This is a genomic window from Enterobacter cloacae complex sp. 385G4 (assembly GCF_057320665.1).
This window is the reverse complement of record NZ_JBXWDD010000004.1, coordinates 273,504-287,481: the sequence shown is the minus strand read 5'-3', so window position 1 is coordinate 287,481 and position 13,978 is coordinate 273,504. Positions and strand designations below refer to the sequence as shown.

The window sequence follows — 13,978 nt, the reverse complement described above, 5'->3', positions numbered from 1 at the left end:
ACGCGGACCTCGCATTCGCCCTCTTTTTCATCCTTTCGCGCAGGTAAACAAGTTTGAGGACTTGCTTCAGAGGGAATCTCAATTACTGCATAAATATGATGAGCAGGCCGCTCATCCAGAAAGCTTCCAGCGGATTTCCAACTTATCGGGAATTGGTACACAGGTCAAATGGCAATCTTATTTATACAAAAATGTGCTAAAGCGTAATTATCATTTTGTTTTTATTGGTTATTTGACTAATTTTACAACCACTGAAAGCGCCAGGAAGGTGTAGGGGAGTGTGATCTGACTCACTATATGAAAGCGGTATTATTGATGCAGCGTGCTGAAATGCGGATTTATGGCAGAATAATAATCTGGTGCAGTGTTCGAACCCGCATAAAATCACTGTTTTTCAGTCCTGGCGCTATAAATGAAAAAAACCATCAGAACATAAGGAAAAGTAATTACGTGGCGGGTGAATGAAATCTCGGTAATCTTGACTATTTATTCAAATGGATAAAGGCCGTCCAGGGCGATTGATCCAGGTCATCGCCGACAGAGGCTAAAAATGGCAGGCTTGTCCCCTTTCTTCGGGACGGTCTATCAGATTATGCAGTTACAGAAATTAGTCAATATGTTTGGTGGGGATCTTTTGCAGCGGTACGGTCAAAAGGTGCATAAGCTGACGCTGCACGGCGGCTTTAGCTGCCCGAATCGCGACGGCACCATCGGGCGCGGCGGCTGCACCTTCTGTAACGTTGCGTCGTTTGCTGACGAAGCCCAGCAGCATAAATCCATCGCAGAACAGCTCGCCCATCAGGCCAGCCTGGTGAACCGCGCGAAGCAGTATCTGGCCTATTTCCAGGCCTACACCAGCACGTGGGCGGAGGTGCAGGTGCTGCGTTCCATGTACCAGCAGGCGGTTGCTCAGGCGAACATTGTCGGGCTGTGCGTGGGTACGCGCCCGGACTGCGTACCGGAGGCGGTGCTGGATTTACTTAGCGAGTACAGAGAGAAGGGCTATGAGATCTGGCTGGAGCTGGGCCTGCAGACCGCGCACGATAAAACCCTGCACCGTATCAATCGCGGGCATGATTTCGCCTGCTACCAGCGCACCACGCGTCTCGCCCGCGAGCGTGGCCTGAAAGTCTGTTCGCATTTGATTGTCGGCTTGCCCGGAGAAGGGCAGCAGCATGGCCTGGAGACGCTGGAAAAAGTCGTGGAAACCGGCGTAGACGGCATTAAGCTGCACCCGCTGCATATCGTGAAGGGAAGCATAATGGCGAAAGCCTGGGAAGCCGGGCGGTTAAGCAGTATCGAGCTCGACGACTATACGGTGACGGCGGGAGAGATGATTCGCCACACGCCGCCGGAGATTGTCTACCACCGCATCTCCGCCAGCGCCCGCCGTCCAACGCTTCTGGCACCGCTCTGGTGCGAGAACCGGTGGACGGGGATGGTGGAAATCGACCGCTATCTTCAGGAAAACGGCGTACAGGGTTCGGCGCTGGGCCGCCCGTGGGTTCCCCGCCTATCGACGGCGGCCGCCTAGCAGACTCCCCAGCATGCCGCGCACAATCTGATTGGTGACCTGCCGCGCGGCGCTTTTCGCCATAGTCTGTACCACGCCGTCGCGCTTGCCGCCGCGCGGTCCGGTTGTGCCAAACAAAATGTCTTTTAGCCCGCCGAGAATGCCGTCATCCACTGCGACTGACTGGCCCTTAGCGGGTGGAGCATCCTGCGATTCGGTGGTTGCCTGTACCCCTTTTTGCAGCATCTCGAACGCCGACTCCCGATCCACCTCGTCTTCATACTTGCCGTACACCGGGGAGTGATTAATCAGGCTGTTACGTTCATCGTCGGTAACCGGCCCCATGCGCGAGCAGGGCGCGATCACCATTGCGCGTTCCACCACGGACGGGCTGCCCTTAGCATCCAGGAACGAGATCAGCGCTTCACCGGTGCCCAGCGCCTGAATCGCGGCTTCGGTATCAAAGGCCGGATTGGCACGCATGGTTTGCGCGGCGGCTTTCACCGCTTTCTGATCCTTCGGCGTAAAGGCGCGCAGGGCGTGCTGCACGCGGTTACCAAGCTGGCCCAGCACATTGTCAGGAATATCCGACGGGTTTTGCGACACAAACCAGACGCCGACCCCTTTGGAGCGGATCAGGCGGATAACCTGTTCAATTTTATCCAGCAGCACCTGCGGCGCGTCGTTAAACAGCAGGTGTGCTTCGTCAAAGAAGAAGACCAGTTTGGGTTTTTCCAGATCGCCCGCTTCCGGTAACTGCTCGTACAGTTCGGAGAGCATCCACAGCAGGCTGGCGGCGTAAAGCTTTGGCATCTGGTAGAGCTTCTCTGAACTCAGAATGTTGATGATGCCTTTGCCGCTGCTGTCGGTGCGCATCCAGTCTTTAATATCCAGCATCGGCTCGCCGAAGAAGTGTTCGGCGCCCTGCTGCTCCAGCGTCAGTAGCCCACGCTGAATGGCACCGACAGAGGCGCTGCTGATATTGCCGTACTGGTTCTGGAAAGATTTGGCGTTATCGCCGATATACTGGGTGATGGCGCGCAGATCTTTGAAATCAAGCAGCAGCAACCCCTGATCGTCGGCGATACGGAAGATAATATTCAGCACCCCGGACTGCACGTCGTTGAGGTTGAGCAGGCGGGCCAGCAGCAGCGGGCCGAGATCGGAAACGGTGGCGCGTACCGGGTGGCCTTTCTCACCGAAGATGTCCCAGACCACCACCGGGTTGCCGTGTGGCGTCCAGTCCGTGATACCGATATTTTTCAGACGCTCGAGCAGTTTTTCTGACGCTGTACCCTCCTGAGCCACACCGGTTAAATCGCCCTTCACGTCAGCCATAAAGACCGGCACGCCAATCTCTGAAAGTGACTCCGCCAGCTTCTGGAGAGTGACTGTTTTCCCTGTGCCGGTGGCGCCGGTAATCAGACCGTGGCGGTTCGCCATCGCGGGCAGTAGATACAGCTCTTTTTCCAGCGTCCGGGCAATTAACAATGGTGTACTCATGATGCGCTTCCTCTCTTAGTCCTGGGTGGAGTATAGGCAACCTGACGGCAAAATGGTTGAGTAAATTGCTGACTTTGCGGCGCATTGTCCAGCGCGGACTATGCTTTTGCATACGGTTCATAAAATAGTGGAAAACAATGTCCAGATTCTTCTTTAACGATCGCAAACAGCTGGTCAATGACGCCATTGAAGGCATACTGCTTTCTGCGCCACATGCGAATCTCGTCAAACTTGATATCGATCCAGCTATCAGGGTTGTCGCCCGCGGCGACTGGGATAAAAGCCGCGTGGCGGTGATCTCCGGCGGTGGCTCCGGGCACGAACCGGCGCACGCCGGATTTGTCGGTAAAGGCATGCTGACGGCGGCAGTGTGTGGCGATCTGTTCGCCTCCCCGAGCGTGGATGCGGTGCTGAACGCTATTGTGGCGGTGACGGGCGATCGCGGCTGCCTGCTGATCGTCAAAAACTATACCGGTGACCGGCTTAACTTTGGCCTGGCGGCAGAAAAGGCCAAACGCTACGGCCTGAAGGTCGAGATGGTGATTGTGGCGGACGATATCGCGCTGCCCGACAACAAGCAGCCGCGCGGCATTGCCGGCACGGCGCTGGTGCACAAGATTGCGGGCTATGCAGCGGAGCAAGGAAAATCGCTGAGCGAGGTGCGGGATATTGCGCAGCAGGCCTGCGATAACCTCTGGAGCCTGGGCGTTGCGATGCAAACCTGCAACCTGCCGGGCAGCGACGATGAAGAGGGGCGCATCAAACAGGACCATGTCGAGCTGGGGCTGGGGATCCACGGGGAGCCGGGTGCCTCGGTGGTTGATACGCAAAACAGTAAAGCGATTATCGACACGCTGGTGTCGCCGCTCAAAGCGCAGGCGGGCGAGGGACGTTTCGCGGTGCTGATCAACAACCTCGGCGGCGTGTCCGCGCTGGAGATGGCTCTGCTCACCAAAGAGCTGGCACATTCAGCGCTGAAAGAGAATATTGCGTACCTGATTGGCCCTGCGCCGCTGGTGAGCGCGCTGGATATGAAGGGCTTTTCTCTGACGCTGCTAAAGCTCAACGATTACTTTGAAAAGGCGATTCACGCCGAGGTCGAGACGCTGGGCTGGCAGAAGCCTGTGGCGTTTGCCCCTCTGCGTACCGTTCCGCAAAGCGCTATTCACGATAGCGTGGAATATGACGCGTCCGACAATCCGCAGGTGAAGGAGTCTGTTTCACAGGTGACGAAGACGCTCATACAGCTTGAAAACCGCCTGAATGCGCTGGATGCCAAAGTGGGCGATGGCGATACCGGCTCTACGTTTGCGCAAGGTGCACGGGATATTGCGCAGCGCCTGGAAGAAAACACTCTCCCGCTGAATGACGTGCCTAAGCTGCTGTTGCTGGTGGGGGAACGACTGGCCACGGTGATGGGCGGATCGAGCGGTGTACTCATGTCGATCTTCTTCACGGCGGCGGGGCAAAAGCTTCACGATGGACAGCCGCTACCTGAAGCATTGCTGAGCGGACTGGCGCAGATGAAGCAGTATGGCGGGGCAGATCTCGGCGATCGTACGCTGATCGATGCGCTGCAACCGGCGCTGGAAGCCTTGAAGAAAAAAGATCTTCAGGCGGCAGCGCAGGCTGCGCAGCAGGGAGCGGAGGCAACGGCGAAAATGGCGAAAGCCGGAGCAGGGCGCTCATCGTATGTGAATAAAGAGAATCTGGATGGGGTAATGGACCCGGGGGCGGTCGCGGTGGCGGAAGTGTTTAATACATTGGCGCAGTAGCAAAAGTAGGCCGGGTCAGGCGAAGCCGCCACCCGGCAAACTCACATCAGAAATCCGCTTTCAACACCACGCGATAACGGGCTTTGCCGTCGCGCACGTGCTGGATGGCTTCGTTAATTTTCGACATTGGATACAGCTCGGTGGTCGGTGTCACTTTGGTGCGGCCGGCTAACTTCATCAGCTTGCGCAGCTCGTATGGCGTACCGGTCGCGGAGCCTGACACGCTGCGATCCCCGCCGATCAGGGTAAAGGCCGGAACCGGCAGCGGCTTCATCACCGCACCCACGGTGTGGAAGTTACCGCCGTAGGCCAGCGCTTCAAAGTACGGCTGCCAGTTGAGATCGACGTTCACGGTGTTGATGATCAGGTCAAACTGCCCAGCCAGCGCGTTCAGCGCGTCCGGATCGCGGCTATTCACGACTTTGTCCGCGCCCATTGCCAGCACTTCTTTCTCCTTCGCCGGGTTCGAGCTAAACGCCGTCACTTCACAGCCCATCGCATGCAGCAGCTTGATGGCGATGTGGCCCAGACCGCCGATACCGATCACGCCCACGCGGCTGGTGGCGGTGACGTGGTGCATCAGCAGCGGTTTAAAGACGGTGATCCCGCCGCACAGCAGTGGACCAGCAGATTCAATATCAATGCTGTCCGGCAGCGGGATGACCCATTGCCAGTCGGCGCGCAGCTTATCGGCGAAACCGCCCTTGTTCAGGATGGTGGGCACTGCGCCTTCAAGGCAGTTGATCTGGTTGCCGCTGATACAGGCGTCGCAGTGGCCGCAGCTGCGTGCTGTCCAGCCAATGCCCACGCGCTGGCCAACCTTCAGCCCTTTGTCCTGCGCGGCGCTGCCGAGCGCGACGACGCGGCCAATCACTTCGTGCCCGGCAACCAGCGGATAGCTGGAGAAGCCCCATTCGTTGTCGATCATCGAGAGATCTGAGTGGCAGACCCCGCAGTAATCAACCTGTACTTCGACGTCTTCTGCTTTTAGTTCGCCCGCATCGTACTCGTACAGCTCAAGTTCTGCACCCGCCTGCGGTGCGGCGTAGCTTTTTATCTTCGACATCGTGTTTCCCCCGTTGTGGTGTGAACTGAGAGTGTAGAGCATTCAGTTTACAGCCGCTTAACAGAAGGGGGCAGGAACGAAACTTACAGACTTTTCAGCATTCTGACTTCGCAGTCGACGTGGCCCGTGCAGCCCAGCGGCGCATCGATATGCTCAAAGCCCAGATGTTCATACAGGCCGATGGCCTCTTTGAGGAAGGCGGTGGTTTCGAGGTAGCAGCGTTTAAAACCCTGATTGCGCGCGTGCTCCAGGGCGACCAGCGCCAGCTTCTTCGCCAGACCCTGTCCACGAACCGACGGCAGGAAATACATTTTCTGCAGCTCACAGATATCCGGCTCGCTGCAGCTCAGCGGTGCAACACCGCCGCCGCCCACAACCTGGCCGTCCTGCTCAATGACCCAGTAGGCGTGGCCCGGCTGGCTGTACAGCTTAAACAGTTCGTCAAGATTCGGGTCGGCAACGGTGTAACCTTTATCCGCCGTCAGCCCAAACTCTGCAGAAACGGTGCGGATAACGGCGGCGATAGCCGGATTGTCCTGCTCAGTGATCCGACGCATCGTCGTCGCGACGGGGGTAATCACGCTCATAGCATTACTCATTACAAAAATTGACACACAGTTGCTGTTAATAGCACTGCAGAAAAGGGAGTGCAAGCGAGGAGTTTTCAGGAAGGTTACCCCTTACGCCCTGAAGCGTAAGGGGTAAAAGCATTACAGGGCCGCGATAACGGCCTGCTGCTCGATCAGTTTGGTCTTCGCATCGGCGAAGGCAACCAGACGCTCACGCTCTTTGGCAATGACCGCTTCCGGCGCGCGGGCAACAAAGCCTTCGTTCGCCAGCTTGCTTTCGATTTTGCCAATTTCCACGTCGACTTTCGCCACTTCTTTCGCCAGACGCGCCAGCTCTGCGTCTTTGTCGACCAGGCCCGCCATCGGGATCAGCAGCTCCGCACCGTCGATGATTTTAGTCACGGAAACCGGACCTTTGTCATCGGCAGGCAGCACGGTGATGCTTTCCAGACGCGCCATGGTTTTCAGGAAGGTGTTGTTCTCGGTGACGCGACGAACGGCAGCGTCGCTGCAGCCGCGCAGCAGCAGCTCCAGTGGTTTACCCGGGGCGATGTTCATTTCGGCACGGATGTTACGTACCGCAACGATCGCCTGCTTCAGCCACTCGGTATCCGCAGACGCGGCTTCATCAACCTTAGCCGCATCGAATTCCGGGAACGGTTGCAGCATGATGGTATCGGCGTTGATGCCCGCAATGACCTTCACGCGCTGCCAGATGGTCTCGGTGATGAATGGAATAACCGGATGCGCCAGGCGCAGCAGTCCTTCCAGGACGGTAATCAGCGTGTTGCGCGTGCCGCGCAGCTCCGCTTCAGAACCGCCGTTCATGACCGGCTTCGCCAGCTCCAGATACCAGTCACAGAACTGGTTCCAGGTGAATTCATACAGAATGCCCGCCGCGATATCAAAGCGGTAGCTGTCCAGCGCCTCGCGGAAGGCTTTCACCGTCTGGTTAAATTCCGCCAGGATCCAGCGGTCCGCCAGAGACAGGGTCATCTCGCCGCCGTTGAAGCCGCAATCCTGATCTTCGGTGTTCATCAGCACGAAGCGGCTGGCGTTCCACAGCTTGTTACAGAAGTTACGGTAACCTTCCAGACGCTTCATGTCCCAGTTGATGTCGCGGCCGGTAGAGGCCAGCGCCGCCAGGGTGAAGCGCAGGGCGTCGGTACCGTGAGATTCGATCCCGTTCGGGAACTGCTTCTCGGTACGCTTGCGGATTTTCTCAGCCAGCTGCGGCTGCATCATGTTGCCGGTACGTTTTTCCAGCAGGTCTTCCAGGGAGATCCCGTCAACCATGTCCAGCGGGTCAATCACGTTGCCCTTGGACTTGGACATCTTCTGCCCCTCGTCGTCGCGGATAAGGCCGGTCATGTAGACGGTATGGAACGGAACCTGCGGCTTGCCGTCTTCATCTTTGATGAAGTGCATGGTCATCATGATCATGCGGGCAATCCAGAAGAAGATGATGTCGAAGCCGGACACCATTACGCTGGTAGGGTGGAACTGACGCAGCGCGTCGGTGTTTTCCGGCCAGCCGAGGGTAGAGAAGGTCCACAGCGCGGAGGAGAACCAGGTATCCAGAACGTCTTCATCCTGGCGCAGGGCCACGTCAGCGCTCAGGTTATTTTCCTGGCGCACTTCGTCTTCGCTACGGCCAACGTAGACGTTGCCTTCGTTGTCGTACCATGCCGGGATGCGGTGACCCCACCACAGCTGACGGGAGATACACCAGTCCTGAATGTCGCGCATCCAGGAGAAGTACATGTTTTCGTACTGCTTCGGCACGAACTGAATGCTGCCGTTCTCAACCGCTTCCACAGCCGGTTTCGCCAGCACGTCGGCACGGACGTACCACTGGTCGGTCAGCATTGGCTCAATAACCACGCCGCCACGGTCGCCGTACGGCACGGTCAGATCGTGAGGCTTAATCTCTTCCAGCAGGCCGAGGGCATCAACGGCGGCTACGATGGCTTTACGTGCGGCAAAGCGCTCCAGCTTCTGGAACTCAGCCGGGATCTCGCTGGAGTAAACGTCGGATTCGTTGCCTTTGGTGTCGTACACCTCTGCGCTTTCGCGGATATCGCCGTCGAAGGTCAGAATGTTGATCATTGGCAGGGCGTGACGACGACCCACTTCATAGTCGTTGAAGTCGTGCGCCGGGGTGATTTTCACGCAGCCGGTGCCTTTTTCCATGTCGGCGTGTTCGTCGCCCACAATCGGAATGCGGCGGTTCACCAGCGGCAGCACCACAAATTTGCCGATCAGATCTTTATAGCGCGGATCTTCCGGGTTAACGGCCACGCCGGTATCGCCCAGCAGGGTTTCCGGACGGGTGGTCGCCACCACCAGGTAATCTTTACCGTCTGCGGTTTTTGCGCCATCGGCCAGCGGATAGCGGATGTGCCACATGGAGCCTTTGGACTCGCGGTTTTCCACTTCCAGGTCAGAAATTGCGGTGCGCAGTTTCGGGTCCCAGTTTACCAGGCGTTTGCCGCGGTAAATCAGGTCTTCTTTGTACAGACGGACGAACACTTCTTTTACGGCGTTGGACAGGCCTGCGTCCATGGTGAAGCGCTCGCGCTCCCAGTCCACGGAGTTGCCGAGACGGCGCATCTGACGGGTAATGGTGCCGCCGGATTCTGCCTTCCACTGCCAGATTTTGTCGATGAACGCATCGCGACCGTAGTCGTGACGAGTTTTACCTTCTTCAGCGGCAATTTTACGCTCAACCACCATTTGGGTCGCGATACCCGCGTGGTCAGTCCCCGCCTGCCACAGGGTGTTTTTGCCCTGCATGCGCTGGTAGCGGATCATGGTGTCCATGATGGTCTGCTGGAAAGCATGCCCCATATGCAAACTGCCGGTGACGTTCGGCGGCGGGATCATGATGCAGAAGGACTCTTTGCTTTCGTCGCCGTTAGGCTTGAAATAGCCCTGCTGTTCCCAGTGCTCGTAAAGCGGCTGTTCGATATCGCGTGGGTTATATGTCTTTTCCATTATTTCCAGGTTGCCGTATTCAGGTTAAAACCGGCCAGGCGGTACGCTTTATAGCGTTCGCGCGCCAGTTGTTTCAAGGATTCTTCGTAAGGGACAAAGTCTACCACTTCTGTGAAAGCGGTGGCAAAATCTGCAAAGTCTGTCCGCAGGCTAATGAGAATATCGCGCGCGCTGCTGTTGCGCTTTTGCGGCCAGGCAATTTCGACCGGTGCCCCGCCGCGTGGACCTTCGCCCGACAGGTTATGCGGAACAAAACTTTCCGGCGGGCGCGCCCATAGCGCTTCATCCAGGCGAATCGCCTGCTGCTCATCTTCACAGGCAATCAGTACGCGTTTACCTGCGCGCCAACGTTCTGCGGCAATTTCACACACCAGCTGTTCAACGGCGCTGAGGCCATCCTGATGGGTGTCGTTGTCCAGAAGGTAGAACGTTGCATTCTTCATATATGGGGCTTCTTGTCGTGGATTTAAATGCAAAGCCGGGTGGCGCTTCGCTTACCCGGCCTACGGTTGAGTGGCGTGTAGGCCGGGTAAGGCGAAGCCGCCACCCGGCACATTACATCACTCGTCGCCGTTAAAACCCGCACGATTAAGCAGGAACTGCGACAGCAGGGCCACCGGACGTCCGGTAGCGCCTTTGGCTTTACCGGAGCGCCATGCGGTCCCCGCGATATCCAGGTGCGCCCAGTTGTACTTGCGGGTAAAGCGCGCCAGGAAGCAGCCTGCGGTGATAGCCCCGCCAGGACGACCACCAATGTTAGCCATGTCCGCAAAGTTAGACTCCAGCTGTTCCTGATACTCGTCACCCAGCGGCAGACGCCATGCGCGGTCACCGGCCTGCTCGGACGCGCCGATAAGCTCGTGCGCCAGCGGGTTGTGGTTCGACATCAGGCCGGTGATGTGATGGCCCAGGGCAATCACGCAGGCACCGGTCAGGGTGGCCACGTCGATAACCGCTTCTGGCTCGAAGCGCTCAACGTAGGTCAACACGTCACAGAGTACCAGACGGCCTTCGGCGTCGGTATTCAGCACTTCAACGGTCTGGCCGGACATGGTGGTCAGGACGTCTCCCGGACGATACGCGCGACCGCCAGGCATGTTTTCGCAGCCTGCCAGCACGCCGATTACGTTGATGGGCAGCTGAAGCTCCGCAACCATGCGCATGACGCCGTAAACCGCCGCCGCGCCGCACATGTCGTACTTCATCTCGTCCATGCCTTCTGAAGGCTTGATGGAGATACCGCCGGAGTCAAAGGTCAGCCCTTTACCGACGAGCACGATCGGACGCGCGTCTTCAGACGGATTGCCTTTGTATTCGATGACCGACATCAGGGATTCGTTCTGCGAGCCGTTACCCACCGCCAGATAAGAGTGCATCCCCAGCTCTTTCATCTGCTGTTCGCCGATGACGCGGGTGATGACGTTTTTGCTGTAGGAGTCAGCCAGCTGGCGCGCCTGAGAGGCGAGGTAGGCGGCGTTACAGATGTTTGGCGGCATGTTGCCGAGATCTTTTGCCGCTTTAATACCGGCGGCAATCGCCAGACCATGCTGGATGGCGCGCTCGCCGCTGGTCAGTTCGCGACGGGTTGGCACGTTAAAGACCATTTTGCGCAGCGGGCGACGCGGCTCGCTTTTGTTGGTCTTAAGCTGATCGAAGCTGTAAAGGCTCTCTTTTGCCGTTTCGACGGCCTGACGCACTTTCCAGTAGGTGTTACGGCCTTTGACGTGCAGCTCGGTCAGGAAGCAGACGGCTTCCATTGAACCGGTGTCATTCAGCGTATTAATGGTTTTCTGAATAACCTGCTTATACTGACGTTCATCCAGCTCGCGCTCTTTGCCGCAGCCAATCAGCAGAATACGCTCTGACAGGACGTTCGGAACATGGTGCAGTAACAGCGTCTGCCCAGGTTTGCCTTCCAGTTCGCCACGGCGCAGCAGGGCGCTGATATAGCCGTCACTGATTTTATCGAGTTGCTCGGCGATCGGGGAGAGTCGGCGCGGTTCAAAGACGCCCACAACGATGCAGGCACTCCGCTGTTTCTCCGGGCTACCGCTTTTTACACTGAACTCCATGCACTACGCTCCTGAATCTTAAAGACAACGGCGGCTGCTACGGATAGAATTGAAACCTTTCGTAACTCATGTCCGCTGTTGTGGTGACTTCGTGTTAATCTTACGTTACTACGGTTTCGACACGTCAGAAAAAGTCCTGAAGCGTGAATCCGCCGGATGTTTTAATCTTAGCGACGATTTCGACGACTCAAGAGAATAAATGACGTTTAAGCCATGAAACAAGCGATTTTCCAGCAAAGAGACGGGTTTTTACGGGCGTATTTAAAGTGATAATCATAAGATATCTGGTGCGGGAGACGCTCAAAAGCCAACTGGCGATCCTCTTCATCCTGCTGCTGATTTTTTTCTGTCAGAAGCTGGTTAAGATCCTCGGTGCGGCCGTTGACGGCGAAATTCCAACGAATCTGGTGCTTTCCCTGCTTGGGCTGGGGATCCCGGAAATGGCGCAGCTTATTCTACCGCTGAGTCTATTCCTCGGCCTGCTGATGACCCTCGGTAAGCTGTACACCGAGAGTGAAATTACGGTGATGCATGCCTGCGGCCTGAGTAAAGCCGTACTGGTGAAAGCGGCGATGATACTGGCGCTGTTCACGGGCATTGTTGCGGCGGTGAATGTGATGTGGGCGGGCCCTATGTCTTCCCGTCATCAGGACGAAGTGCTGGCCGAGGCGAAAGCAAACCCCGGCTTGGCGGCGCTCGCGCAGGGGCAGTTCCAGCAGGCGACTGACGGAAACTCCGTGCTGTTTATTGAGAGCGTTGACGGCAGTAAATTCAACGATGTATTTCTGGCGCAGCTGCGTCCTAAAGGTAACGCGCGTCCGTCCGTGGTGGTTGCCGATTCTGGCCAGCTTTCTCAGCGCAAAGACGGTTCTCAGGTCGTCACGCTGAATAAAGGCACCCGTTTCGAAGGCACCGCGATGCTGCGTGACTTCCGTATTACGGATTTCCAGAACTATCAGGCCATTATTGGTCATCAGGCGGTGGCGCTCGATCCGACGGATACCGAGCAAATGGATATGCGCACGCTGTGGAATACCGATACCGACAGAGCGCGGGCTGAGTTCCACTGGCGTATTACGCTCGTATTCACCGTGTTTATGATGGCACTGATTGTCGTGCCGCTGAGCGTGGTGAACCCGCGCCAGGGCCGCGTGCTCTCTATGCTGCCAGCGATGCTGCTTTACCTGATCTACTTCCTGCTGCAAACCTCGATTCGCTCTAACGGCGCGAAGGGTAAGCTGGATCCGATGGTCTGGACGTGGTTCGTTAACAGCCTGTACATCTTACTGGCGCTGGGATTAAACCTGTGGGATACGGTGCCTGTGCGCCGCATACGTGCCCGATTCTCGCGTAAAGGAGCCATCTAATGCAGGCGTTTGGCGTTCTTGATCGCTATATCGGTAAAACCATTTTCACCACCATCATGATGACGTTGTTCATGCTGGTGTCGCTCTCCGGCATTATCAAATTTGTCGATCAGCTGAAAAAAGCCGGGCAGGGCAGCTATGACGCGATGGGGGCGGGGATGTACACCCTGCTCAGCGTGCCAAAAGATGTGCAGATCTTCTTCCCGATGGCGGCTCTGCTGGGCGCGCTGCTGGGGCTGGGGATGCTGGCTCAGCGCAGCGAGCTGGTGGTGATGCAGGCCTCAGGCTTTACCCGTATGCAGGTTGCGCTGTCGGTAATGAAAACCGCAATCCCGCTGGTGCTGTTGACCATGGCGATTGGCGAGTGGGTGGCACCGCAGGGCGAGCAGATGGCGCGTAACTATCGTGCTCAGGCAATGTACGGTGGTTCACTGCTCTCGACTCAGCAAGGTTTATGGGCGAAAGACGGGAAAAACTTCGTCTACATCGAACGGGTAAAGGGTAATGATGAACTGGGCGGGGTGAGCATCTACGCGTTCAACGACCAGCGCCGTCTGGAGTCTGTCCGACACGCCTCTTCCGCGAAGTTTGACGCTGAACATAAGCAGTGGCGTTTGTCGCAGGTTGATGAATCTGACCTGACCGATCCAAAACAGATTACCGGGTCACAGACGGTGACCGGCACCTGGAAGACCAACCTCACGCCGGATAAGCTCGGGGTTGTTGCGCTGGATCCTGACGCGCTCTCTATCAGCGGCTTGCACAACTATGTGAAGTACCTGAAGTCGAGCGGGCAGGATGCCGGACGCTATCAGCTCAACATGTGGAGCAAAATCTTCCAGCCGATGTCCGTGGCGGTGATGATGCTGATGGCGCTGTCGTTTATCTTCGGCCCGCTGCGTAGCGTGCCGATGGGCGTGCGCGTCGTGACCGGTATTAGCTTCGGCTTTGTCTTCTATGTACTCGATCAGATCTTCGGTCCGCTGACGCTGGTTTATGGCATCCCGCCGATTATCGGTGCGCTGCTGCCGAGCGCCAGCTTCTTCCTGATCAGCCTCTGGCTGCTGTTGAAACGCTCCTGATTGACCTCTCCTCGCTTCCGGTGAACCGGAGGCG

The 13,978-nt window shown here is 57.2% G+C and carries 11 protein-coding genes; 5 read left to right on the top strand and 6 right to left on the bottom strand.

Annotation, left to right across the window (positions count from 1 at the left end):
• Positions 1-592: 592 nt before the first annotated feature.
• Complete coding sequence (mnmL, locus tag AC2FAJ_RS14250) at positions 593-1,534, top strand: tRNA modification radical SAM protein MnmL/YtqA (protein WP_102863688.1); 942 nt, start codon at positions 593-595, stop codon at positions 1,532-1,534.
• Here mnmL and AC2FAJ_RS14245 read toward each other — a convergent pair.
• Positions 1,514-3,016, bottom strand: a complete 1,503-nt coding sequence (locus AC2FAJ_RS14245) for a helicase HerA-like C-terminal domain-containing protein (protein WP_041907858.1) — start codon at positions 3,014-3,016, stop codon at positions 1,514-1,516. The genes mnmL and AC2FAJ_RS14245 overlap by 21 nt on opposite strands.
• A 137-nt stretch (positions 3,017-3,153) precedes the next feature.
• Here AC2FAJ_RS14245 and AC2FAJ_RS14240 point away from each other — a divergent pair, with 137 nt between their 5' ends.
• Complete coding sequence (locus tag AC2FAJ_RS14240) at positions 3,154-4,791, top strand: glycerone kinase (protein WP_485454251.1); 1,638 nt, start codon at positions 3,154-3,156, stop codon at positions 4,789-4,791.
• Between the two features lie 46 nt (positions 4,792-4,837).
• Here AC2FAJ_RS14240 and ahr read toward each other — a convergent pair whose 3' ends face one another.
• From ahr to pepA, 5 genes are all read right to left on the bottom strand, one after another.
• A complete protein-coding gene (gene ahr / locus AC2FAJ_RS14235; RefSeq protein WP_060572038.1) occupies positions 4,838-5,857 on the bottom strand; it encodes an NADPH-dependent aldehyde reductase Ahr in 1,020 nt (339 codons plus the stop codon).
• Positions 5,858-5,940: 83 nt separating this feature from the next.
• The gene (locus AC2FAJ_RS14230; RefSeq protein ID WP_028014579.1) at positions 5,941-6,444 is read right to left on the bottom strand and encodes a GNAT family N-acetyltransferase; all 504 of its coding nucleotides are present in this window, start codon (positions 6,442-6,444) and stop codon (positions 5,941-5,943) included.
• A 123-nt stretch (positions 6,445-6,567) separates the two neighbouring features.
• Positions 6,568-9,423, bottom strand: coding sequence for a valine--tRNA ligase (locus AC2FAJ_RS14225; protein ID WP_041907862.1), 2,856 nt, complete (start codon positions 9,421-9,423; stop codon positions 6,568-6,570).
• Positions 9,423-9,866, bottom strand: coding sequence for a DNA polymerase III subunit chi (gene holC / locus AC2FAJ_RS14220; protein WP_003861884.1), 444 nt, complete (start codon positions 9,864-9,866; stop codon positions 9,423-9,425). The genes AC2FAJ_RS14225 and holC overlap by 1 nt, the downstream gene beginning before the upstream one ends.
• 117 nt (positions 9,867-9,983) lie before the next feature.
• Positions 9,984-11,495 (bottom strand): leucyl aminopeptidase, encoded by a 1,512-nt coding sequence (pepA, locus tag AC2FAJ_RS14215; RefSeq protein WP_028014577.1) that lies wholly within the window; start codon positions 11,493-11,495, stop codon positions 9,984-9,986.
• A gap of 143 nt (positions 11,496-11,638) precedes the next feature.
• Here pepA and AC2FAJ_RS14210 point away from each other — a divergent pair, with 143 nt between their 5' ends.
• The 3 genes from AC2FAJ_RS14210 to lptG all read left to right on the top strand — a co-directional run bounded on the left by AC2FAJ_RS14210 (position 11,639) and on the right by lptG (position 13,944).
• Positions 11,639-11,698, top strand: a complete 60-nt coding sequence (locus AC2FAJ_RS14210; protein WP_213743486.1) for a hypothetical protein — start codon at positions 11,639-11,641, stop codon at positions 11,696-11,698.
• A 63-nt stretch (positions 11,699-11,761) separates the two neighbouring features.
• On the top strand, positions 11,762-12,862 hold the full coding sequence (gene lptF, locus AC2FAJ_RS14205; RefSeq protein ID WP_048999210.1) for an LPS export ABC transporter permease LptF: 1,101 nt from the start codon (positions 11,762-11,764) through the stop codon (positions 12,860-12,862).
• Positions 12,862-13,944: an LPS export ABC transporter permease LptG gene (gene lptG / locus AC2FAJ_RS14200; protein WP_028014575.1), complete on the top strand. Its 1,083-nt coding sequence runs from the start codon at positions 12,862-12,864 to the stop codon at positions 13,942-13,944. Before lptF ends, lptG begins: the two co-directional genes overlap by 1 nt.
• Positions 13,945-13,978 lie beyond the last annotated feature (34 nt).